This window comes from Thalassotalea euphylliae, from assembly GCF_003390335.1.
GTDB classification, from domain to species: domain Bacteria; phylum Pseudomonadota; class Gammaproteobacteria; order Enterobacterales; family Alteromonadaceae; genus Thalassotalea_F; species Thalassotalea_F euphylliae_B.
Window position 1 is genome coordinate 1,259,005 of sequence record NZ_QUOU01000001.1, and the last position, 24,646, is coordinate 1,283,650.

Below are 24,646 nucleotides of genomic sequence, written 5' to 3' on the forward strand. Positions count from 1 at the left end.
TTATCAAATTGGCAATATTGTTTTAATTGCTAGCTTACTGGACTGGGTGCATTTATAATGCATCCAGCTTATAACGGACTATACAAATTGGTTCGGCAATACTAATTTTTCATTTTTTCGCTTAATATGTTTGATATCCTCGCTTTAGTAGTGGCATTTTGTTGCTCTATCTTGACCATTAAGGTCTTGCTTCCTTTGGCTCCCCATATTGGTTTAATTGATTTACCCAATGAAAGAAAAAAGCACGATGGTGCTATTCCGCTGATCGGTGGGATTTCTATTTTTACAGGGGTGTTAATTGCCTCAACGTTATTTATTGAAAATAGTAATATTATTAATCTCTACCTGATTTCTTCTGCGCTTATTGTCTTTATTGGAACCTTAGATGATATCTATGATTTGAGTGTAGGCTCTCGAATGTTATTCCAAGGTATCGTTGCCTGTATTTTGGTGTTTGGAGCGAGCCGTTTTATCAGTGATTTTGGCGCGATATTTGGTGGTGAGAACGTAGTTATTGGCGATTATGGCATGATATTTACCGTTTTAGCGGTCATTGCTGCCATCAATGCGTTTAATATGGTTGATGGCATTGACGGCTTGGCGGGCTCAATGAGTATCATTACAATTGGCTCAATAGCGTCTTTGATGGCATTCAACAATAGCAGTGAGAGCATTTTGCTGCCAATGCTGATTGTTGTGTCAACGATTCCTTATTTATTTTATAACGTAAGCACCCGTAACCCCCGCGGTAAGAAAATATTTATGGGGGATGCTGGCAGCATGTATATGGGGCTAACCGTTATTTGGTTGCTTACGCTGGGTACACAAGATACCGCAGATACAACTGCTACATTTCGTCCTGTAATTGCACTCTGGCTAATTGCTATCCCGCTTATGGACATGCTAGCGATTATGATAAGGAGGATTCGTAGAGGAGACTCCCCATTTAAGGCAGATAATGGTCATATTCACCATATATTATTAGCAAATGGCGTAACGTCTAGAAAGGCTTTGTGGATTATCAGCGGGTTATCTATTGTTATGGCGTTGATTGGTGTTGTTGGAGAACTACTCATTGTTCAAGAATGGATCATGTTATCCGTTTTTACGCTTATCTTTGTCGTATATTCAATGTTGCTTCAGAAGTATTGTGTTATCTCTAAGAGTTAGCACTTCTGCGACATTTCATTATTTGCCCTACAAATAATAGTAAGCAACAGTTTCTACCTATCGACAGGAATTACCACAGTTGATAGACTTTTTGTCAAATAAAATTTAGCAGTATATTAGTTTATTATGAAAAATAATCGCGGTTTTACGATGATTGAATTACTGATTGTAATAGTAATTCTTGGCCTTTTAGCCTCTTTAGTTGCCCCTAAATTCTTTAGCCAACTTGGCACCGCAGAACGGGGTATTGCATCTGCTCAAATGAATGCTTTTGAAACTGCATTAGATACCTATCGTTTAGATATGGGAGGCTATCCTGCTGCATTAGAAGAATTACGCAAAAGTGACAAGCCTCGTTGGGATGGCCCTTACTTACCTAAAGAAATTCCAATGGACCCATGGGGAAATCCGTATGTTTACAAAACCCCAGGTGACGAAGGTAACCCATATAAAATCTTATCTTATGGAGCGGACGGCAAAGAAGGCGGCACAGATAACAACGAAGATATAGTACATAAATAACATGTCGTTAGGTGAATTACTTGTATCCGATTTTGGTATTACGCCGGAAGATTTGAACCGCGCTGAAAGCTATCAAACTCGTTTTGGCGGTCGCGTCGAGCAAACGCTAGTCAATATGGGAAGTTTATCAGATGATCAGCTTCCCGTACTTTATGCTAAATTTTTCAATATTCCCCTGATTGATTTAGCGGAGTGGGAAGCAGCACCAGCTCTTGATATCGATAAAAATACGATAGCCTTTTTACTGGAAAATCATTGGGTGCCACTCGCTGCTGATGGCAATCATTGGATACTTGCTTGTCAGTACCCCCTAGATTTAAGTGTCAATGAGTGGCTAATCGCAAACAATATTGACGCAGATGTCCATATTGTCGGTGAAACTGAATTTCAATTACTCAGTTCCAAATACGATACTGAGCAACAGGAAGAAGCGAGTGACGAATACTTGGGGGATGAAGAAGAGCGACTAAAAGAGCTGGCCTCAGAAGCCCCAACCGTTAACTTGCTAAATTCACTTATTTCTAAGGCGTTAAGGCAAGGTGCATCAGATATGCACTTAGAGCCATATAAAGGCCGTTACCGAGCTAGATATCGTGTCGACGGTGTACTGCATGAGGCTGAAGTGCTTTCTCCGAGAATGCAGCTCCCCATAGTTACCCGCTTAAAAATTCTTTCGGGCATGGACATTGCGGAAAAGCGTCGTCCGCAAGATGGCAAGATCGAAATGAAGATCGCCAATCAAGACTTAGATATTCGTGTCTCTGCATTGCCACTTAATGATGGCGAATCTATGGTGTTACGTTTTCTTCGTAAGGATAATGTTCAATATGATATGTCGGTCATTGGCCTATCAGATGATATTGAAGCCTTAGTAAGAGAGGATATTAAAACTACTGCTGGTGTTGTATTGCTGACAGGCCCAACTGGCTCGGGTAAAACCACCACCTTATACACCTTTTTAAATGCCCTTAATAATGATGACGTTAAGATCATCACGTTAGAGGATCCGGTTGAATATCAGTTACCGGGAATAAACCAAGTACAAGTTAACAGTGATATAGGCTTTAACTTTGCTGCAGGTTTGCGCAGCATTGTTCGTCAAGATCCCGATATCATCATGCTCGGTGAAATTCGTGATAAAGAAACGGCACAAATCGCTCTGCAGTCAGCACTAACCGGTCACTTAGTATTTTCTACCGTGCATACTAACGATGCCGCCAGTGCCTATACTCGGTTATTAGATTTAGGCGTAGAAGAATTTTTATTAAATGCTGCCCTTGTTTCCATTGTTGCCCAGCGTTTAGCACGTAAGGTTTGCCCTAAGTGCACAGCCGAACATCCCCAGCAAGAAGAATTAATTGCTAAGTATGACCTGCAATCGCTTGCTGAAAAATTTAACGTCGAGACCATCAAGCTCCGCTCAGGTAAAGGGTGTGATCACTGTGCTCATTCAGGTTTTAAAGGCCGAATGGCGATTACAGAATATCTACGCTGTGATGATGAAATAAAAGTCATGGCTAAAGACGCGACCTTTATTCCTAAAGCGAAAGCCCATAACAACAGTTTAGCGCGCAGAACTTTATTGGAAGACGGCCTTTATAAAGCAATTTTAGGGCTGACAACCATAGACGAAGTAATTAGAGTAGCTGGCTAAATGGCGATTTTTGAGTATAAAGCTTACGATACCTCTGGCGGTAAAGTAAACGGTCAAGTCGAGGCTAAAGACAAGCCATCAGCGTTGCTCGAGCTAAAAAAGCAAGGCTTGATGCCCACCGAAGTTAAACAGGTTGCCGCACAAACAGGCGGTATTAGTTTATTTTCATCAAAAGTGTCACTTGCTGATCTCGAGTTTCTTACCTCAGAGCTAAGTCTTTTACTTGAGTCTGGTGTCAAAATTGATAGAGGCATCGACATTATTAAACGCACTAAGGCTAAACCTGCGTTGGCTTTATTACTTAATAATATCAGTAAAGATCTCAAGAAAGGTAAAAGTTTATCGCAGTCTTTTGCTGATAATGATGATGTATTTGACCCACTTTATTGCAACCTTATTGAGTTAGGTGAAGCCTCAGGTAACCTGAGTGAAGTATTCGACGGTTTATCTAAAGATCTGAAATTCAAACGCGATCTACAACGAAAAATTATTAGCTCACTCGCCTATCCAGCGGTGATCTTTTTTGTTTGCCTTCTTAGTATCTTTTTTATCTTTAACTTTATTATCCCTAAAATGTCATCCATGTTTGACGGCGTGCAAGAATTACCTTGGTACACCCAAGTTATGCTTTCCACCAGTGAATGGATGATGAACTATCAAGGCCTTTTACTTCTTGGTGTTGTCGCAGGCATTATCGGATTGGTATATGCAGCCAAGTTACCTGGCTTTATTCGCTGGTGGCAAAAAGTTTGTCTAAAACTGCCCGTCATCAGTAAAGCCACGGTTATCGTCGAGCGTATCCGCTTTAATAGTGGCTTGGCCATGATGGTGAAAGCTGGTGTGCAAATCGATCGTGCTATTGTGCTTGCTGGCGGTAGTATTAAAAACAGCATCCTAAAGCGAGAAATGGATATTGCAAAATCTAAGGTCAAAGGTGGTAGTGCCTTAACCCCAGCATTGCAACAAACTTCACTATATCCTGATTTTTTTGTATCTTTATTGGAAGTTGGCGAAGAGTCTGGAAACTTGGAAAAAGTATTTGATGAAATAGCCACCCGATCACGAAAAGAATTTGAAAGCTGGACAGAAAGCATGACCACTTTACTTGAACCGCTAATGATTTTATTTATGGGCGGTTTCGTCGGTGGCGTTGTGGTAATGATGTTGCTAAGTATGGTTTCTATAAATGATATAGGGATATAAATTAATTAGCGCTATTTAGCCACTATTTATTTTCATTATGTCACTCTCTAAGCCTTTAAAACCATTGCCGAGCAAAACTAACGTCAGTCAGTCAGGTTTCACTTTGATTGAGTTAATTATAGTGATGTCGATTGTCGCCATAGTAACTTCTCTTGTTGGCCCATTAACCTTTAAATCGCTTGATAAAATCAAACAAAAAGAAGAGCAACTTTCCTTAAATAACTGGATTAACGGCCAGTTATATAGAAGCTTTGCCAATCAAAAGCAAGGAGTGCTAGCTTTTGAAAAAGATCAAGTACGCTTCTATTTACCGCCAAGAAATAAACAGCTGTATAACAACAATCTAAATGCCATTAGTGCTGCCATAGAAAATATTGAGCCATTAGCAACGCGTCAGTTTGAGCAACTTAACTTTACTAAACAGTTTGCTCTGGTTAGTGTCTTTGGTTACATGACCCCTAATGAAATCAATGTCACGATAGGTGGTGAAAATAGCGCACTCTTTTTGGGCGAGAAAGTTGATAATGTCGCGAAATCATCCAGATAAATTAAAGCCCGTAGTGACTAACTTTAAACCTTCATTGAAAAGATTAGGGCAATCGCAGATAAAAAATATTCAAGGTTTCACATTGCTTGAAGTCTTGATAGCTAGCCTTATTTTATTTGCGACTATTGCCGTCGTGAGTATCTTGTTTAAATCGTCCTTTATTGCTTCAGAAAAAGCACAGCAAAAACTCGAACACACTGCGGTTGTCCCAGCTGTGCTGAGCGTAATCAGTCAAGAAATTCAAGAAAAGACCACCGCAACAGCCAAAGAACTTGGTAACAAAGGTCAAATGTGGGGGGTTAATTATCATTGGCAAGCGAATGAAGTTGCTTTTAAAGCACCGCCAGATAAGTTTGATCAAGAGACGGGTAACACAGAAAATCAAGATAACAGGTATAAGCTATGGCAAGTCGAGCTAACTTTAGGTAGCGATAACACTAGTGCAAAAGGCAATGAACCGGGTTCTTTGCAATACCGATATAAAGAAGTGAGTTGGCTCAACTAATGGGAGAAGTTAAACGCAATCTTAGGCGCACGTCAAAGCCGCGAACCCAAAACCGTGGCTTTACCTTAATTGAGCTGCTCATCGTCACTTTTATTATCAGCTTGTTACTCTTTACGGGTGGCTACGCTTACAGCTTGTTCACTAATAAATGGCAAGAGGAAATTGGCCAATTCGATCAAGTAAAACGCTTTTCAGTGGGGCTTGAGCGCCTGCGAATGGCAACGGAAAATATTTCGCCATTAGTGATTTTTAAAGATAACAAGCAACCGGCATTTTTTTTTATTGGTGACAAAGAAAGCCTTTTAGCTATTACCCACAATGGTTTATTTAATTTTAATTTCCCAGAAGCTTTTCGCTTGACCGTGTTAACAAAACCATCGGGGAAAAAGCAGCTGCTGTATCAAGCTTTATCCTTGGAAGGTTTTGCAATTCTAACCGAATCACAGTCGATTGATTTTGAAAGGCAACAAGTGCTAATTGATGATGTTGATGATATATCGTTTAGTTATTATGGTTGGTCATCTTTTTTTGACAAAAAGGGACGCACCGCAGATAACCTGATTGGTGAGCTTGCTTGGTCAACCCGCTTTTCTGGGTTAGATAGAGTACTCATGCCTGAAAAAATAGAACTCACTATCACTAATGAAAACCAAAAGCTAAACCTTATTACTGAATTAGATAGTAGTGTTGAAGAACACTTGCGCACTTATTTTGACCAAGAGGCCAATTAATGACGCAGTACTTGTCTTCAATGCAATTAGCTTCATTAAAAGCAACTAAAGGAATGGCACTTATCCAAATACTCATTTTGGTGGGGGTCTTATCTACAATTGCGCTTTATATTTCACAATCTACTCGTCAACAAGTCACTATAGCTCAATGGTCTATAGACAGGGCGCAGGCTTATGTGAATGCGCATAGTGCTAAAAACGCTGTATTGTTCGAGCTTCTCACTAATGAGTGGCAAACCAACAAAATTAATAGCGAACTGATCTTTGATACGAGTACAGAAGAAAGTAGTAACGTTACAGCTGTAGAAAATAGTACAAATGACGGTCGGGAAAACCGTGAAGTGCTGCCTTGGAATTTATATAGTGAGCCATTTAAGCTTACCGATAGTGTCGAAGTTAGACTTCAAGACCAAGCGGGTCTGCTCAGCCTTCATTTTCCACTCGCTGATTTGACAAAGAAGCGCTTTATGCTTACCGGTGCAAGCGAGGAAATTGCTGAGGCTATTGGGGCTAGCTTGTTAGATTGGCAAGATAGTGATAGTATCGCGCGCAGCACTGGCGACGAGTCAGCTCAATACATTAGAAATGCCTTAGTGCAAGATACTCGTGAAATTTTGTTACTAAAGAATATGAGTATTGAACGTTTTGAGCAGGTAGAATCAGACTTTACATTGTTTGGTGCTAGCTATATTAATTTGATGACCAGCCCTGAAACTGTTCTTACCGCACTCAGTAACCAATTGATTGCGGAAGAAATTGTCAAGCTGCGGTTGTCGCCACCTTCGAGAACATCAGCTGTGCGCAATATGATGGGGCTCTCTTCGGATATAGACGTGTACTTTACCCCGAATAAAGTTGTCAAGATATCGATTAGCTCAACAATGAACGACGTTGAACTAAATCAGACGCTAATGGTGAAATTTAGCCCATATAGTACTGGTAATGTGAAACCGTTTACTATCAAACAGAGAAGTGGTAGCTAGTAAAGTTCTACCGTGTAGGTATAAATTTTTAAGGTTGGTTTATTTAGGCGAGGAGTCGCTAGTTAAATTCTATGAAAGAGTTATCATTAAATATTTTTTCTCAGCCTAAATTGCGTGCCCGTATTGTGAATATGCTGTGCCGCTATACTGGCTACTATGCGAATAATGCCCTTTATAAATTTAACTTTAGTGATTCCAATATTACGCTGCAAGAAGTTAATGGCAGTAGTTTTCAACCAGCAGTTTTAATTGTTGCTAGAGAATATTATCAAGAAAAACAGCTAAGTTACCCTATAGATAACAAAAAGGAGCTTACTAAGCTATTAGCGTTGGAATTTGAAGGGCAAACGGCAAGTAGCTACCAAATTACAGCGATAGGTGAAAGCACAAGTAAAGTAAGCACTTGGAAGTTTAATCAATTAACGCAGCTTTCACACATAACACCTAGGTTTGTGTTACCTGAATCTTTGCTACTTTCATTGAATATTCATCCACACCAAGTGTTAGCGCAAGACTGTCTAGCTGATAACGATGTTAAGAGTAAAAAACTCTTCGTTAGCCAACATAATGGCAGCTCAATTTCTTCTTATCTTACACCGCTAATTAACTCGCCAGAACGTTTTTGCAACAGTATTGGTAAAGCGCTAGCGAGCTACGAGACTAATGAGCTTACTCGAGACATAGTAGTCAAGCATGGAACAAAAGAACTGGCAGCGAACCTTGTCAGCGGTTTAATAAGGCTCCCTTTTAGTAACTTATCCGCTTTTGCTCAAAAACAGCAATCTCAGCAGGGTATAGGTGAACTAATAAAAAGTTTATTGTTACCGGGTATTGGTGTTTTTGCCGTTTATTTGGCGTTAACTTCTGCCTGGTTATATTGGCAAAATACAGCGCTGACCGAACAAATAGCCAACCAGCAAGGTGATGTCGCTAATGCTTTGAATGTGCAATCAAAATACACCGAGCGTTTAGCTGAGGCTCAAGAACTAACTTCATTAATTGCGGCACAAGACCAAAAAGCCATGATTTGGCCTGTCCTTGCAACAGTGATAGAAGACTTTGATATTCGTACAATCAGGTTTATCAAAGGCCGTTATGTGTTTCTAGGCCGTACTCACAGAGAGAAAAAAAATAGCAACACTGATCAAAAAGAAAAAGAAAATGTAACCCTAAAGTCGACAGACTTACTGGAAAGGCTTATTAGTCACCCAGAAGTTGTTGACGCACAATTTGACTCGGCAGTAAGGCGTTCAAAACGTTACGAGAGCTTTGTGGTTAGCTTTACTTTAAAGCCCAAAGAGCAGTCAGTTGCTGAAATAACACCAATTGATAAGGCGAAAGCGTAATGAGTGATATAAAACAGCAATTAGCCCAGCACAAATATGCTTTACTACTGATTGCCTTACTTGTTGTCGCTAAGTTTATTGTGGTGCCAACTTTAGCGTGGCAAGATGCAACGATCGAAAATAATCGTTTATTGGCTAAACGAGTACAAAAGTCTGAATTTGCTGTAAATAACCAACAATTAGCAACAGAATCAGCTGATAAATTGGTAAATCAAATTACCCTTATGCAAGGTTTGTTGTTTAAGCACCAATCAAAAAGTCGTTTCCAGTTAGCAGAACAAAAGAAAATTGAAACGCTATTTAGCGAGCACGATATAAAAATCACGCGCTTAGCGTGGCAAAAAATGATACCAACGCCCGAATGGGGGGTTACTCACTTTGAGTTAAGGGTTGATATTGAGGGCGAATTATATGACCTTCATCGCCTACATGTTGCATTGGAAAGCCAAACTCAATGGTACGGTGTTGAAAATTTTAACTTTAAACTAGAAAAATTAAGAAAAAGAGAACAAGGAATAGACCTGGGTAAAGTAACAGGAAGAATGAACATAAAATTATTTATGCAAGATCCCAATAACGGGAATAAAGTGTAATGAAAGTAATAACTTTGGCTTCCGTTGCTATCGGTTTAATCTACGCTGCGAGCGACTATTCTGAACGATTTTCAGCACAAGAAAACCTAAATGCTGGAAGTCAGCAACAACAAGCGAACCTAGCCGCTACTCAATTACCACAGCTCACTAATACTCAGGTGTTGGCGATTGAACAGGCCTACGTTAAGTTTAAACCAGAAGATACGCCAAAAGAAGTTGTTCAACAAAATCAGTATGCACTAACAGAGCAAGAACAACTTGCTCAAAATGGGGAGCTGCTTGAGTTTTATCAAGGTGACTGGCGCTACCAGTTACTTGCTGTCATTGCGCCAGACGGTAGCGAACAAGCCCTCAAAAATACTACCGCTATTTTACGGGCGACTAATGTAAAAAGTACTAGTGTGGACACTAAAATTGAAAGTGTCGTCGATGGTGGGCTATTGGGGCACTATAGTGTTGCAATTTCGAATACTAAACAGGTTAAGTTGGCTTATAAACAGCAAGAAATAACCTTGCTGATGTATAAAGCAAAGAGTGTATAAGTAAGAGCGTGAGAGCGTTAGCACAAAGACAATACATAGAAGTTATAAAGATTTAAGTTAAAAGCGATTGATGTTAAAAATGATTAATTTAGTGGTAAATCCAGTATCCAGCTCGATATTAGTCAAGGAAAAAGCTGAGCCATTAGCCAAAGCCAAACCTTTACTTGCTGCGTTATCTCTTACTTTGCTTGCGGGTTGCTCTGTTACGCAAGATAAACAGCTTGTTTATTCGCCTTCTTATTTGTTAAAAGAAAATGTCGCCCAGCAGCAAGCTGCAGAAGGAGAACAGGCGCAGCAAGAAAAAGTGACAGATTCTGAACGTAATCAAGAACTAAAGCCTTTTATTTTCAAGCAAAAAATCGAAAACAAAGGGGATCAGAGCGAACAAGCGTTTAGTGATACTAAAAAAGTATCATTAGCGGCAGATGAGTTACCGCTTAATGAATTTTTGCATTATGTAATGGGAGAGGTGCTACAAGTTAGCTATATCCTGGGCGATAGTGTCAAAGCGGATAGTGATACGTTAACCCTTAATTTAATTGAAAGTGTTAGTCACCGTAAGCTATTTAGCTTAGTTGAAGAACTACTAGCTGAGCGCGAGTATGCGATACGGTTTAACGATGGCATTTACTATATCAACCAAGAAGAACAAGTTGCAGGTTTAGGTAAAATAATATTTGGTTATGGCAACAAAGTTGAAGACGTGCCTAACACCAATCAAGATATTTGGCAGTTAGTGCCATTTACTTACGATTTTAACGGGAGTCTTGCCGTCCCGATCATGCAAATTGCTAAAGTCATTGTTAGGCCAGATGCCAAGCAAAATATGTTAGTTATTCAGGGTAAGCGCTCTGAAGTGTTAAAAGCTGTCGAGTTTATTCATTTATTTGACAAACCCAATGCCGGTAGAAAGCACCTTTCGATGTACGCCATTGAGTTCTCCGATACTGAGCGCATTACCAGTAAGCTAACAGAGCTGTTGAAACAAGAAGGAATAACACTTGGTAATGCCGATTCACTGAAATCAGCTATGTCTGTTGTTAAGTTACCAAACATAAATTCAATAACATTGTTCTCTAACAACAAAGAGCTAATCAATAGAGCACTATATTGGTTAAACAAAATTGATGTACCCGAACTTGGTGATGATATTCAGTTCTTCGTCTATGCGCCTAAATTTTCGCGAGCTGCTGATCTTGGAGATAGCCTAGGAAGCCTCATTGATGGCGCGGCAGCGGTTAGTAAGTCAACTTCTGCAAGAGCACAGAATGCAGCTACTAGCCAAAATCAGGCGGAGGTGCAGGGCGCAGAAATGGTTATAGATGAACGGTCTAATACACTGATTTTTCAAACCACTGGTGAGCGCTACCGTAAATTATTGCCCCTGATCAAACGTTTAGATGTTATGCCTAAGCAAATATTGCTAGAAGTAGTAATAGCTGAAGTGCAGTTAACCGATGAATTTAGACAGGGTGTCTCTTTCTCACTAACCAATAGAGGGTTAGCGAATACAAGAGGCGGCTTTAATATCAATTCTGGCAGTGACGGTTTTAGTTATACGTTAACAGGGGTAGATGGCGAGTTTAACTTAACATTATTCGAGTCGAGTTCTCATGTGGATATTTTATCTCGTCCAAGCCTGTTAGTGCGCGATGGCGTCAGTGCTAACTTTAGTGTAGGTAACGATATTCCTACCGTTGGCGAAATTGTTACCGATCCGGTAAACGGCAACCGAACTTCTGTAGTGTATCGAAAAACTGGTGTTGAATTGACCGTAACACCAACTATTAATGCCCAAGGCGTGGTAATAATGGAAGTGGAACAAAGCAATAGTAACTCTTCTACTAGTAATGCCGCCGTTGCCGGGTCTCCTTCTATTTTTGAACGTAAGATCAGTACTGAGGTTGTATCAGAAAGCGGTCAAACCGTTGTTCTGGGGGGGCTCATTAGCGAAAGCAAGGATCTAGGTGATACCAGTGTACCGTTTTTCTCTGATATTCCTTTGATTGGTAAGCTATTTGATACAAAAAACGACAGCACGGTTAAAACTGAGTTAGTGATTATGGTGACGCCACGCGTTATCGAGTCCAATAATGAATGGCAAAGTATTCATCAACAGTTTAAACAAGAATTAAAACTACTGGATCTAGAGGGCATCGCAAATTGATAAAAGTGGTGTGTAGCTCAGATAATAAACAGTTTTAATTGTTCACTTTAGCGGCAAACAATGCCATTGGCTTGAGCTCTAATTGAATTTATTCGTTTTAACTTGATTTAACTGATGTTTTTATCTGTTTTTACGGGTAATGACGCTTGATTTAACCGTTTTTTTCGTATCTACTAGAAGCAACTTGTTAGTTAGGATAAGTCTTAACTTTTAATCTGAGGTTTACTAGTTGACAAGTGCCAAAACGATTCATTAAAATCGCTTTAGCTTTATCTTGGTTGGTCTGGGTTGTTACCTTGGTACCAAGGGTGGCAAACTACTTTGCCTACCCGGATAAAGAGAAATTATTGAGGAGTTAGCTCCTCGTTTCATGAAACATAAAGGAAATTTTATAATGTTTAAAAAATCTTTAATTGCTTTAGCATTAGCTGGTGCTGCAATGTCAGCAAATGCTGCTAACACAATTGATACCACTAACGACAAAAATGCTGCACACAAGATTTCAGCAGAAAGCTTAACAGCAGCAAGAACAACAACTGTACCAAGTGTAGACGTTGTTTTAGATGACGCGTTTGACTCATTACTTGTTAACGGCGCTAAGCTAGTTATCACAGTAAACGGTGCGGTATTCAACTCTAGCGCTGACAGCTCATCATTAAATATCTCTGGTGAGTTCACTACTACTAGTGGTGCTGACGCTAACACTGGTACAACTCTTACTTACGTATTAGCATCGAAAAGCGGTACAGTTGCTGATGGTGACAAAATCTCTATTCCTGCGTTACCAGTAATCCTTAACGAAAGCTCTACTAAAGTTTCATACACGGTTTCTTTCTTAACATCTGGTGATGCTGCAACACCTGGTACAACTACTGCTTCAACAGAAGTAGCTACTGTTGTTCAAGAGTGGTCTTTAGCATTCGACAAGTTAGACGCGAAAATCAACGTTGAAGACGATCGTGAAACATTCGTAGGTACAGGTGACGCACAAACGTCTGACGTTTTAACACTAAAATTTGGTGACGTAAACACTACTGGCGGTGCTGCATTATCTTCTGTTGAAGTTGTAATTAAAGGTGACTTTACTGACATCGTTAGCGTAAAAGATGGTTTCAACAACGATTACGTGATTAACAACGCAAAAACTACTGCAACATTCACTTACTTAGAGTCAGCAGCTCCACTAACAGCAGCAGACTTAAATACAATCGACACTGACGTAACATTAACTGTTAAATCTGGTGACGACGCTGTAGAACTTAAAGAGCAAGAGTTCAAAGTAGATGCAACTATCAAGTACAACACTAACCAGTCAATTGAGCTAGCATCTGATGCAGCAGCTGGTGCATGGACACTTAACAGCACGTCTACAACGCTTAACTACGCACCATTTGGTCCAAACACACAGTTAATCGTTAACGCAACTTCTAAGTTCGACGCTGCAGCATCTGTAGATGTAACTTACATCAAAGACGATGGTAAGCCAGAAACATTAACTGACATCGGCATGGTTGCACCAAATGCAGTAACTAAGTTAGGTGACATTATCTCTGACGCGATTATTGCTGACACTGGTTCTGACCGCGGTAAGACGACAATCACTGTTTCTGTTAATGCGCCTGAAGGTGATGTATCTTTCTTCACTGGCTTTAAAGACTTAACAGACGGTAGCCGTATGGAGCTTCAACAAATTGATACTGTTGCAAACGCTACACTATCTGCTGCTCAAGCTGCTCGTGATGACCTAGCTAACCAAACTGACGGTTTAGGTGAACTTAAAACTGCAATCACTAACAACACTGATCGTGTTGCTACGCTACAAGCAGCAGCTGATGAAGCTGTTGGTTCAACTGCTTCAACTGCTTCAATTGCATCAGCAACTGCAGTTTGTAAGCTAATCAATTCATCATTCACTTACCAAGACAATGGTAGTGCAATGGCGAATGGTGCTACAGTTGTTCCTGCACAAGATAACTGTGAATAATATCTAGTTTTAGATATAGTGTTAAAAAGCGAGCTTAGGCTCGCTTTTTTAATGTCTTTATACGGATAAACCAAGAAAATACTAGCCTTTAAATGGATAAAGGTGACCAATAATCAAAGCGATACGCGTTACTTGATTTAGGTTATTACCTTGGTACCAAGGATGGCAAACTGCTTTGCCTACCCAGATAAAAAGTCTCTATTGAGGAGCTAACTCCTCGTTTCATGAAGTACAAAGGAAACTTAAAATGTTTAAAAAATCTTTAATTGCGTTAGCATTGGCTACTGCAGCAATGTCAGCAAATGCTGCTAACACCATTACTACCAATAATGACAAAAATGCAGCGCACAAGATTTCAGCAGAAAGCTTAACCGCAGCAAGAACAGCAATTGTACCATCGGTAGACGTTGTCTTAGATGATGCCTTTGACACCTTGTTAATTGACGGTGCTAAGCTAGTAATTACGGTAAGTGGCGCGGTATTTAATTCAACAGCAGACGCATCATCTCTTAACCTTTCAGGCCAGTTCGCAACGGCTGGTGGTGCTGAAGCCAATACAGGTTCAACATTAACTTACGAGCTGGCAGGCAAAGCTAACTCAATTGATGATGGCGAGAAGATCACGATCCCTGCGTTACCTGTGATCTTTAACGAAAATTCTACCAAAGTATCATATGTTGTTTCTTTCTTAACATCAGGCGATGCTCCAACGCCAGGTACAACAACAGGTTCAACAGAAGTTGCTACTGTCGTTCAAGAATGGTCTTTAGCCTTTGGTAAATTAGACGCGAAAATTAACGTTGAAGATGATCGTGAAACGTTTGTTGGCGAAGGTGCTGCTCAAACATCTGACGTTTTAGAGCTAAAATTCGGTGACGTAAACACCGCTGGTGGTGCTGCGCTATCGTCTGTTGAAGTTGTCATCAAAGGTGATTTCACTGACATCGTGAGCGTAAAAGATAGCTTTAACAACGAATACGTTGTTAACAACGCGAAAACAACTGCAACATTCACTTACTTAGAGTCAGCGGCGCCATTAACAGCGTCAGACTTAAACACAATCGACACTAACGTTACACTAACAGTTAAATCTGGTGACGATGCTGTTGAACTGACCGAGCAAGAGTTCAAAGTAGACGCGACTATCAAGTACAATACTAACCAGTCAATTGAGCTAGCAACTGATGCAGCAGCTGGTGAATGGACACTGAACAGTACTTCAACCACGCTTAACTATGCACCATTTGGTCCAAATACTCAGTTAATCGTCAACGCGACTTCTGACTTTGATGAAGCGGCATCTGTTGATGTCACTTATATTAAAGCTGATGGTAAGCCAGAAACCTTAACTGATATCGCTACGGTTGAGCCAAATGCCGTCACTAAACTAGGTGATATTATCTCTGATGCAATTATTGCTGATACAGGTGCTGACCGCGGTAAAACTAAAATTACTGTCTCTGTAAACGCGCCAGAGGGTGATGTGTCTTTCTTCACCGGCTTTAAAGACTTAACAGATGGCAGCCGTATGGAGCTTCAACAAGTTGATAATGTTGCAAATGATACCCTAGCGGCAGCTAAAGCTGCTGTGACGGCTGCCAATACTGCTGCAACTGCTGCTAGCAATACGGCTTCTAGTAACCAAACAGCGGTATTAAACGCTATTACTGGTATCTCTAATACGCTAGGCGACAATAGTTCTGGTTTAGTACAAACTGTTAATGGTATTTCTTCTGGCGTGAGTGCTCTTTCACCAGCTACCACTCGAGTGGTAGTTTCGTCGCTGCAGAATGCTGCTGATGAGATCGTAAGTACCAGTACAATTCCTGCATCAGAGCTTACTGCTGCTAACCTTGTCTGTAACCAAATAACCGTTGGTTGGGCTTATGTTGATACTGCCAACAATAATGTTCGCGTTACAACGTCAGACAATGAAGATGATGCTAACTTTGATTGTGGTGCGCCAAGCAACTAATGTTGCAATATAGCTAATCGTTAGCTGTAATCTCTTATGTAGATGGCACGTAATTAACAAGTTTAGCTAGGCAAAAACAAAAACGCTCGATAATTTCTATCGGGCGTTTTTTATGCCTATGACTAAACAGAAAATAGCAGTATGATAGCGCCGTCAGTTCATTTACTTTTGTTATTGATAACCATATCGTCGAAAATCTATGGGATCTGAGTAGAGGCCTCCCTTGTACAAAGCGCTTTATTTATGCTGGCCCTTTTGAAAAATAAATATGAAAATTGCCGTTTTTGTTGATGAATTCCCGTTAACGTCTCAAACTTTTGTTAGTAACCAAGTATTAGGGCTTTGGCAGGCTGGTATGGATGTGACTGTGCTTGCTTTACACGCTCCTGTTGGGGGCATATCAACCCAAGCACTACCACAGGGTTTCCCTGCCGAAAAAGTCATTTATTTAACCCAAGCTGAGCCGCAGTCAGCAGTACAGAAACTATTGTCGCGTAGCTGTAAACTCCTGCGCTGTATATTCAGTAAGTCTGCAGCTAGGGCATTAAAGTCGTTATCCCCTCGATTTGGTAATCAGGGCAAAAGCTTGCTGCTTAGCAGTATCATTGTTCAAGTTAAACGACCATTAGCATTTGATGTAGTGCTATGTCATTTTGGCCATAATGGCATTTTGGCGCATAAGCTGCACCAACTAGGGGGGTTAGACGGCAAAATAGCTACCATTTTCCATGGTTATGATATTTCGGCAAAGCCGGCTTTAGATAAGTATTTAAGCGATTATAAAAAGTTATTTGTTGAAGGTGACCTACTTTTACCAATAAGTAACCTTTGGCGTGACAAACTAATTGAGCACGGTGCGCCCGCGTATAAGATTAAAGTTCATCGTATGGGAGTTGATCTTTCGTTATTTACTTATCGAGATACTTTTGAAAGTGACGCAGGAGCGACCCAAGAAAACGAACACTATCGCTTATTTACCGTAGCGAGGTTCTCTGAGAAAAAAGGGTTAGAGCACGCAATATGTGCCTTGGCAAGTTTGCCTGAGCGACTCGAATACACCTATTACCTTGCTGGCTTTGGCGAACTTGAGAATGAACTTAAAGAACTTGTCAAAGCTAAGGGCTTGGCAAACAGCGTCCGTTTTTTAGGAAAGCTATCCTCTGCGCAAGTGAAAGAACAAATGCAGTTGGCGGATGCCTTTATTCAACCAAGTATCACCGCGCGAGATGGTGATATGGAAGGAGTGCCAGTCGCAATTATGGAGGCTATGGCAACGGGTGTGCCTGTTGTGTCAACTTATCACAGTGGTATACCTGAACTTATTGAACATCAAGTGAGTGGGATGTTGTCGCCTGAACGTGATGAGAAAGCATTGGCTGAAAATATATACCAGCTTTGCAAAGATGTTGGGCTACAAAAGACGATCGCATCTAACGCGCGGACAAAAATCGAACAAGTAGCCGATGTTCGTAAACTTAATGAGCAATTAATCTCGACTTTTCAGGATTTGTTAGACTCACCCAGTTAAAACGATTACCCTAGTTGTTTTAACTGGTTTACCTACTAAGAATGATTTGCCATCAGCAAAAATGCTTGTTTATTCATATTCCTAAAGCCGCTGGACAGAGTGTTGAAAGTGTTTTTGTTGAAAAACAAGGCTTAACTTGGCAAGAGCGCGCGCCATTATTACTGCGCGCCAATAGTGAGCCTAAGCTGGGCCCACCTAGGTTGGCTCATTTAACCGCCCAAGAATATATTGATTGCGGTCACATCTCTAAAGACTTATTCCAAGCGTATTTTAAGTTTTCATTTGTCAGAAACCCATGGGCGAGACTGGTTTCAGAATACAAATATCGAAGGTTACATGGTGATAAGGCTTATCAAGCCGACTTTAAAACTTTTTTATTTCGTTATTTTCCAAAGCCTAGTGATGACGATTACATAAATCACAAAGATTATTATCGCCATGTACTGCCTCAATCACATTTTTTATTTGATGAAAATGGTCACCAGTTAGTTGATTACATAGGTAAGTTTGAGCGTCTTCAACACGACTTTGACTATGTGTGTAAAGCAATAGGCCTAAGCCAAACTATGCTGCCGCATAAAAATACCTCAAAGGCTATTGGTGTTAAGCAACGCCTTAAACTCAAACTTAGTCAACTCTTGCCAACGGCGCAGCCTAAAAAAGCCTATCAGGAATACTATGATAGTGAATCAAGGGAGTTTGTTGCAGAGCTTTATGCTCAAGATATTGAAAACTTTAATTATCAATTTAACAATGAAAGCTAGTCGATGATTGGAAAGATTTTACCTTACCTTCAGCGCAATCAAGAGCTGTTGAAAGGCAGCTCGATTATTCTTGCCCTAAAAATCTTTTTCACTATCGTTGGCTTTTTTACAAGTGTTGTAATTACTCGATATTTGAGTATTGACGAGGCGGGTAGTGTATTTTTTGCCATCGCGCTAGTTACGCTACTGTCAACTTTCTCGCGCTTTGGTTTAGATCAAGCAATCGTCAAGACCTTTGCCAAACTCAGAAGAAAGGCCAATGGTGAGCTATTGTTAACTGGAATTTGTCGCCAGTCAATTCACTACGCCTTGATTGGTGCAGGGGCAATAGCAGTTTTTTTGTCTCTATTGACCTTAGTTGCGCGCAATTACAACTTGCTAAGTGACGGTTATTATACCGTGTTGTTGGTGTGCGCTTTGTCTATACCGCTTTACTCTCTGATATCGCTATGCTCAGCTTTTCATCAGGGATTAAAGCATTCCTTTAGTTTAGCTATGGTAAATGGCTTTCCAAGCGTTGTATTTTTAGCTTGTATTTTATGCTTGTTTTTTATTAACCAGTTAACGCTCATTAATTTATTGCTGCTCTTTTGTTTTTCTCATTTTGTGGTTCTGAGCCATCAGTGGTTTTATTGGAAACAAAAGCTCTCTTGGGATGCTACAAGCTCAGAACAACAGCTAGATGAAACTAGTGTTGCCGTTAATAAGGACTTTAAGCAACTATTGCCTTCAATGTGGGGCATTGCATGTCTAGGTATTATCATGATGCAAGGTGCTCAGATAATAGTCGGTTTGCTGAGCAATGAAGTGGAAGTTGCACTATTCTCGGTCGCTAACCGAGTTGCGCTGGTTTTGGCTTTTTTACTATTGTCACTAAATGGGGTTTTATCCCCAAAGTTTGCTGAGTTATCCGATGTTGCTGACAGGCAAATGCTCAAGCAAACATATCGTGAATCAACGCTCCTGCTTAATCTAATGACTTTACCTTTAATTCTTGTTTGTTTTGTTTTTGCCGAGCAAATATTACTTATTTTTGGTGAAAGCTATCAGCAAGCTAGTTCAGTGCTGAGAGTTTTGCTTATCGCTCAATTGGCAAAGGTTGTATTTGGCTCTGTGGGTCAACTGCTCGTTATGACAGGCAATAGTAAGATACAGCGAAAGAATATTACGCTTGCTGTTGTTACTTTGGTGGTATTCTGTCTTGCCTTAGTTCCTCACTATGGTGCTTTTGGGGCTGCTTTCGCGACGCTTATCGCTGTTACGTTAAACAACGCTTTGGGCTATTATTCGGTTCGAAACAAATTAAACATTAGCCTCTTTTAAATACAGATCCCAAATATATGCTTTCCCTAATTAAAGCCGCGCTACGCCGTGTAAAAAGGCACAAAGTACTTATTGATAAATACAAAGATCCGGACACGGTATTTGTTTATCAAATGGGTAAGGTCGGTTCAACCGCACTTGAGTCGGCTATTCCTGAAGCCTTGCATGTTCATGCTTTTTACAACAAAAATCACACATGTCCAGTTCGCTTGAAGGGACTCGCCAAATTTGGCTTCAAGCACATTGCATTGCGACTAGAGCAAGAGCTTATTGCATTTTTAATTAGGCGAGCATTTCGTGCCAGATCCCATACCAAAATTATCACACTGGTCAGAGACGCAAAACAGCGCAATATCTCGATGTTCTTTCATGATATCGATGCCTACCTATTTGCGGCTCATACAAATTGCATTTCATCTCGTAGAGTGCCGATTCCAACGCGAAATCAAAGCAAACAATTGCTAGCCACTGTGTTTGAAGATGAATTTAATCACGCGTATCCGTTAACTTGGTTCGACAATGAGTTGCTGCCTATGACAGGGATCGACATGTTTCAGCACACCTTTGATAAAGAAAACGGGGTTCAGCGTATTCAAGCCAATAGTATCGATCTCTTGTGTATAAGAATGGACAAGCTATCGGCTAACAAGGGGGCGTTGGAAGAATTTATAGGGAGAGAGGTTGCGCTTGAGTTCAAGAACGATGCAAACAGTAAATGGTATGCAGAACTTTACCAAAGCTTTAAAAGCACCTATCAATACCCAGAAGAACTAGCAAAATCGATAGATAATAGTCCCTTTCAGAAACACTTTTTCGACTAGTGTCATTATTGAAATAGATATCCCTGACATGAAAGGTAAGCTATAATCCGCAGATTTTTCGCAAACAGGTCGGTTTATGTCGCGCGTCATCACTTTTGGTACATTTGATATTTTTCATGTCGGTCATCTTAACATTCTTAAACGTGCAGCAGAGCTGGGGGAATACCTAATCGTCGGTGTATCTACGGATGCATTAAATTTCAGTAAGAAACAGCGTTATCCTATTTGCCCACAACACAGTCGTGCTGAGATTGTTGATGCACTAGCGTGTGTTGATGAAGTCTTCTATGAAGAGTCGCTTGAGTTAAAGCGTGAATATATTTTGCAATGTAAAGCTGATATTTTAGTTATGGGGGATGACTGGCAAGGCAAGTTTGATGAGTTTTCGGATATTTGCCAAGTGGTTTACCTACCCAGAACGCCATCAATATCGACGACGGAGTTGATAGAAATAGTTAAGGAAAGCTAGTAAATTGCACAATATGAAAATCGACGATAGTGGTAGCATACTGCTAATTTTTGGCAAAGGCGGACACACCGCTCAAATGAATCGCTTTTTAAATTCGCTCCCAGAGGAGTTTAAAAGCAAGAAGTATATAGCGCTCACCAATACTGAAAAACTAAATAATTTGATTTCAGATTCCTTTTACTGCATTGAGGCAAGGGATAAGTATTCTTCTTTCAAAAACATCTTTTACATGTTTGCGTACTCTCTTGTTGCTTGCTGGCAAACATTGAGAATTATTTTAAAGCATAAACCTGATGCTGTGATTTCGACAGGGCCGGGCATGGCTGTTGTTCCCAGCATAATTTTTAAACTGCTAGGAAAAAGAGTAGTGTTCTTTGAGGATTGGTGTCGTTTCTCAACATCCTCAATAGCGGGGCGTGTTATGTACCATATTGCAGATTTGTTCTTCGTTCAGCACAAAGAACAATTGGCATATTTCCCGAAAGCCGTTTTTAAGGGGCGGTTGTGAGAATTCTTGTAACTGTTGGTAATACTAACTTTAATAGCCTGATAAAAGCGGCCGATGAGCAGTTCTCAAGCGAGACAGCAGAGGTTTTATTACAAGTCGCTGATGGCAGTTATCTGCCTAAGCATCACGCATACATCAGATACTCTTCAGCAATTGAAGAGGAGTTTGATAAGGCCGACGTAGTCATCTGTCATGCGGGAGCTGGTACTGTTTTTCAATTACTTGAAGATCGCAAAAAAGTTGTTGTTGTACCAAACTATGAGCGCATTGATGGCCATCAAAAAGACCTGGCGAATTTTGTTAAAACTCATAATTATGCTGAAGTATGTGAAGAGTTAAATTTGCTTTATGAGTCTGCACTTAATGCTAGAGAAAGAGAATATGATAGCTATGAATATCAGGCATTTTCTGGATTTGATCTGATCGGGAGAAGTATAGGATTGGTAAACGTTGAAGTAGAAAAAGTTGCTGGTATTCCTATTAACCTGTTTCCGGCAATAGATGATGCAGTAGACTTTATTCTTGATGATGAAGGGCAGCCATATTGTGGCAGTGCCATAGCCATTAATCCCGAAAAAATAATATCCTCACTGAAAGATACCAGTGTCCACAGAGTATTGATGGAAGCCAGTTTGAGGTTTGCCGATGGCATTGGTGTTGTCTCCACCTTAAAAAGAAAAACCAGGCAGCATATAGCTAGAATCCCAGGGTGTGAGCTTTGGGAAGCGGTTATGGAAAAAGCTGGTCGAACAGGTGCAGAAGTTTTCCTTGTTGGCGCTAAAGAGCAAGTGATAAGTGAAACAAAAATTAAGCTAGAAGAGCAGTACAAAGTAAATGTTATTGGCTACCAAAACGGCTATTTTGACGATGAGGCAGCATTAATTAGCCTAATTACCGAAAAGAAGCCCAAGATTGTGACAGTTGCTTTGGGCTCTCCTCGACAAGAAAAATTTATTGCTAAGTGCAGAGAGCAGCTACCTGAAGCCTTTTATATGGGAGTGGGGGGGACTTATGACGTCTACACTGAGAATGTTAAGCGAGCCCCTGCACTATACCGCAAATATAACTTGGAGTGGTTTTATCGGTTAATTAGTGAACCTAAGCGAATTTTTCGACAATCAAATCTGTTGACCTATCTTTGGTTAGAGCTCTGCAGAAAAATATAGTCATGAAAAAAGTTGTCGTTGTTGGAACTGCCCCCGGTGTTGGCAAGGGGGGGATATCGTCTGCTTTGGTTGGCTATATCAAAGGGCTTGAAGAGAATCAAGTCCCCTATGAATTTATTGAGTCGCATAACAGCGAAAAGAACATTTTGTTGTTATGGTGGGTAGCATTTTGGCGTGTTGCATTACTGTCTATTCGTTATCGAAGAGATGCGGTATTCTGGTTTCACGGCGCACAGTGGCTGTCGACCTTGAGGAAGTCTACACTTGCTGTTATTCCCCGATTATTCGGCTCAACAACTTTGTTTCATGTGCATTCGCCAGCATTTCACGATTACCTGTCAAAAGGAAAGCTCAATAGTTTAGCGACTAAGGTGAGTTTATTGCCATATTCTAAACTTGTCGTGCTAACGCCTTGGTGGGCGTCCTTTATCAAACAATGTGGTATTAATAAGCCTACTATTGTGTCAGCAAACCCTAACGACCCTGTTTATTGCCAGCAAGCAGCATCTTTTGTTCAGAACGAAGAGAACATTAAGGGTAAAAACGATCTGATCACTATCATTTCAATGGCTCGATTGGTTGAGGGGAAGGGGGTTGATTTGGTGATTAAGGCCATGTCTCAACTTCCTGAACGCGTTAGATTGGTGATCGCTGGGGAAGGTGAACAAGCTGAAAACTATCAGTTACTTGCCCATGAACTAGGCCTTGAAGACAGGGTGACTTTTAAAGGCTGGATATCAGGTCAACAAAAGGAAGACATGCTCAATTCAGCAGATTTGCTTTGTTTACCTTCTCGCTATGATTCATTCGGTATGGTTTTTATTGAAGCCATGGCATTCAACTTACCCGTCGTTGCTTATAACTGGGGGCCTATCGGCGATGTCGTAACCCCAGATGTCGGCGAGTGCTGCACCGAAGCAACGAGCAGTGACGTTGCGCGTTGCATCACTAAAGTGATTGGTAATTTTGAACATTATCATGGCAATGGCCCGCGCAAAGTTATCAACTTTTATACGCCGAAAGCTGTTGTTGCCAACATAATGGATGAATTTACCGATAAAAACTAAATACCGCCTTGGATAGAAACTTTCTTTGCTGGCAATACGCTAATTGATCGACACAATAACGTGGTTTATATATAATTTTGCGCTTTTGATGGGCGTTAACACTCAGGATTAAGCTGTGACAACAAACCAGAATAACACAACAGTAACAGACGATTTAACATTATATGGCCTGTTCGCCTTATTTCTTCGCAATTGGCTGATACTCACTGTATCCGGCTTTTCTTTCGCTATTCTTGCACTTGTTTGGTCGTTAGGACAACCCAATATTTATACCGCCAAAACGCTGTTGATGCCTGCTGGTGATGACAGTGGTGGCTTAGGTGGGCTAGCGGGAAGCCTTGGCGGATTGGCTGCGGTTGCAGGAGTGAGTTTACCTGAAGGTAAAACAGACAATACTAAGCTGGCGTTAGAGCTGATTGAAACACAAGTGTTTCTTGGTGAGTTTATTGAAGAAAATGATCTTGTTTTGCCAATTATGGCAGCCGAGGGTTGGGATGAGGCAAGTAACAAGCTAATTATCGATCCTGAAAAATATGATGAAGCGACTTCAACTTGGGTGAGAAAACCGAAAGCGCCTCGCAAAGTCATACCAAGTACTCAGGAAACATATGAAGAGCTGAAAAAGCTAATTTCTGTTGAGCAAGATCCAAAATCTAAATTTGTTACCATTAGTGTTGACTTTTACTCGCCATATCTCGCTGCAAAATGGGTGGATGGGCTCGTTGAGAAACTTAACGAAAGTATTCGTTTGAGAGATAAGCAAGAAGCGACAGAGAGTATTACATACTTAGAAAAGTTATCGCAAGACTCTAATGTTCAGGGCTTGAGAAGCACGTTTTCTAGTCTGATGGAAGAGCAAATAAAGTCTCGAATGCTTGCCGAGGTGCGCAAAGATTACGTCTTTAAAATCGTAGACCCTGCGGTTGTTCCAGAATTAAAGTCTAAGCCCAAACGCTCGATTATTGTGGTTGTAGCAGGCTTTATAGGCGGCATTATCGGTATTATTATTGTGCTGTTTCGTTCCGGCCGCAAAGCTTACCTTGCTTCCAATTAGTTGTAGAACTAATCAATGGTCGCA

Annotated in this window: 23 protein-coding genes; all 23 read left to right on the forward strand. The window is 40.6% G+C overall.

All coding sequences use genetic code 11. The features are described 5' to 3' along the window. Window positions 1–126 precede the first annotated feature (126 nt). The 23 genes from wecA (at window position 127) to DXX93_RS05715 (ending at window position 24,622) form a co-directional block, all read left to right on the forward strand. Window positions 127–1,170: a UDP-N-acetylglucosamine--undecaprenyl-phosphate N-acetylglucosaminephosphotransferase gene (gene wecA, locus DXX93_RS05605; protein ID WP_116007222.1), complete on the forward strand. Its 1,044-nt coding sequence runs from the start codon at window positions 127–129 to the stop codon at window positions 1,168–1,170. Window positions 1,171–1,296: 126 nt separating this feature from the next. Continuing rightward, window positions 1,297–1,692, forward strand: a complete 396-nt coding sequence (gspG, locus tag DXX93_RS05610; protein ID WP_116007223.1) for a type II secretion system major pseudopilin GspG — start codon at window positions 1,297–1,299, stop codon at window positions 1,690–1,692. Between the two features lies 1 nt (window position 1,693). Further along, on the forward strand, window positions 1,694–3,346 hold the full coding sequence (locus DXX93_RS05615) for a GspE/PulE family protein (protein WP_116007224.1): 1,653 nt from the start codon (window positions 1,694–1,696) through the stop codon (window positions 3,344–3,346). Next, on the forward strand, window positions 3,347–4,549 hold the full coding sequence (locus tag DXX93_RS05620; protein WP_116007225.1) for a type II secretion system F family protein: 1,203 nt from the start codon (window positions 3,347–3,349) through the stop codon (window positions 4,547–4,549). 37 nt (window positions 4,550–4,586) lie between these two features. Then, window positions 4,587–5,096, forward strand: a complete 510-nt coding sequence (locus DXX93_RS05625; protein ID WP_116007226.1) for a type II secretion system protein — start codon at window positions 4,587–4,589, stop codon at window positions 5,094–5,096. Next, window positions 5,074–5,601 carry a PulJ/GspJ family protein gene (locus DXX93_RS05630; RefSeq protein WP_116007227.1) on the forward strand — a complete coding sequence of 176 codons (528 nt, stop codon included), beginning with the start codon at window positions 5,074–5,076 and terminating at the stop codon, window positions 5,599–5,601. Before DXX93_RS05625 ends, DXX93_RS05630 begins: the two co-directional genes overlap by 23 nt. After that, entirely contained in the window at window positions 5,601–6,332 is a 732-nt protein-coding gene (locus DXX93_RS05635; RefSeq protein WP_116007228.1) for a prepilin-type N-terminal cleavage/methylation domain-containing protein, read from the forward strand. Before DXX93_RS05630 ends, DXX93_RS05635 begins: the two co-directional genes overlap by 1 nt. Window positions 6,333–6,352: 20 nt before the next feature. After that, window positions 6,353–7,315: a general secretion pathway protein GspK gene (locus tag DXX93_RS05640; RefSeq protein WP_181902151.1), complete on the forward strand. Its 963-nt coding sequence runs from the start codon at window positions 6,353–6,355 to the stop codon at window positions 7,313–7,315. A 71-nt stretch (window positions 7,316–7,386) separates the two neighbouring features. Then, on the forward strand, window positions 7,387–8,661 hold the full coding sequence (locus DXX93_RS05645; RefSeq protein ID WP_116007230.1) for a hypothetical protein: 1,275 nt from the start codon (window positions 7,387–7,389) through the stop codon (window positions 8,659–8,661). Next, window positions 8,661–9,254, forward strand: coding sequence for a hypothetical protein (locus DXX93_RS05650; protein WP_116007231.1), 594 nt, complete (start codon window positions 8,661–8,663; stop codon window positions 9,252–9,254). The genes DXX93_RS05645 and DXX93_RS05650 overlap by 1 nt, the downstream gene beginning before the upstream one ends. Then, window positions 9,254–9,796 carry a hypothetical protein gene (locus DXX93_RS05655; RefSeq protein ID WP_116007232.1) on the forward strand — a complete coding sequence of 181 codons (543 nt, stop codon included), beginning with the start codon at window positions 9,254–9,256 and terminating at the stop codon, window positions 9,794–9,796. Before DXX93_RS05650 ends, DXX93_RS05655 begins: the two co-directional genes overlap by 1 nt. Window positions 9,797–9,866: 70 nt before the next feature. Further along, a complete protein-coding gene (locus DXX93_RS05660) occupies window positions 9,867–11,963 on the forward strand; it encodes a type II secretion system protein GspD (protein WP_116007233.1) in 2,097 nt (698 codons plus the stop codon). A gap of 394 nt (window positions 11,964–12,357) precedes the next feature. Then, the gene (locus DXX93_RS05665) at window positions 12,358–13,947 is read left to right on the forward strand and encodes a hypothetical protein (RefSeq protein WP_116007234.1); all 1,590 of its coding nucleotides are present in this window, start codon (window positions 12,358–12,360) and stop codon (window positions 13,945–13,947) included. 247 nt (window positions 13,948–14,194) lie between these two features. Beyond that, window positions 14,195–15,922, forward strand: coding sequence for a hypothetical protein (locus DXX93_RS05670; protein ID WP_116007235.1), 1,728 nt, complete (start codon window positions 14,195–14,197; stop codon window positions 15,920–15,922). Window positions 15,923–16,190: 268 nt separating this feature from the next. Further along, the gene (locus DXX93_RS05675) at window positions 16,191–17,450 is read left to right on the forward strand and encodes a glycosyltransferase (RefSeq protein ID WP_116007236.1); all 1,260 of its coding nucleotides are present in this window, start codon (window positions 16,191–16,193) and stop codon (window positions 17,448–17,450) included. 41 nt (window positions 17,451–17,491) lie between these two features. Further along, complete coding sequence (locus DXX93_RS05680) at window positions 17,492–18,214, forward strand: sulfotransferase family 2 domain-containing protein (protein WP_116007237.1); 723 nt, start codon at window positions 17,492–17,494, stop codon at window positions 18,212–18,214. Between the two features lie 3 nt (window positions 18,215–18,217). Continuing rightward, window positions 18,218–19,537: an oligosaccharide flippase family protein gene (locus DXX93_RS05685; protein ID WP_116007238.1), complete on the forward strand. Its 1,320-nt coding sequence runs from the start codon at window positions 18,218–18,220 to the stop codon at window positions 19,535–19,537. A 17-nt stretch (window positions 19,538–19,554) separates the two neighbouring features. Further along, window positions 19,555–20,358, forward strand: a complete 804-nt coding sequence (locus DXX93_RS05690) for a putative capsular polysaccharide synthesis family protein (RefSeq protein ID WP_116007239.1) — start codon at window positions 19,555–19,557, stop codon at window positions 20,356–20,358. 76 nt (window positions 20,359–20,434) lie between these two features. Continuing rightward, window positions 20,435–20,827, forward strand: coding sequence for an adenylyltransferase/cytidyltransferase family protein (locus DXX93_RS05695; protein ID WP_116007240.1), 393 nt, complete (start codon window positions 20,435–20,437; stop codon window positions 20,825–20,827). 13 nt (window positions 20,828–20,840) lie between these two features. Continuing rightward, a complete protein-coding gene (gene pssD, locus DXX93_RS05700) occupies window positions 20,841–21,335 on the forward strand; it encodes a PssD/Cps14F family polysaccharide biosynthesis glycosyltransferase (protein WP_116007241.1) in 495 nt (164 codons plus the stop codon). Next, window positions 21,332–22,501, forward strand: coding sequence for a PssE/Cps14G family polysaccharide biosynthesis glycosyltransferase (gene pssE, locus DXX93_RS05705; RefSeq protein ID WP_116007242.1), 1,170 nt, complete (start codon window positions 21,332–21,334; stop codon window positions 22,499–22,501). The genes pssD and pssE overlap by 4 nt, the downstream gene beginning before the upstream one ends. Before the next feature lie 2 nt (window positions 22,502–22,503). Beyond that, window positions 22,504–23,568 (forward strand): glycosyltransferase family 4 protein, encoded by a 1,065-nt coding sequence (locus tag DXX93_RS05710; protein WP_116007243.1) that lies wholly within the window; start codon window positions 22,504–22,506, stop codon window positions 23,566–23,568. 115 nt (window positions 23,569–23,683) lie between these two features. Next, the gene (locus DXX93_RS05715; RefSeq protein ID WP_116007244.1) at window positions 23,684–24,622 is read left to right on the forward strand and encodes a GNVR domain-containing protein; all 939 of its coding nucleotides are present in this window, start codon (window positions 23,684–23,686) and stop codon (window positions 24,620–24,622) included. Window positions 24,623–24,646: the final 24 nt, after the last annotated feature.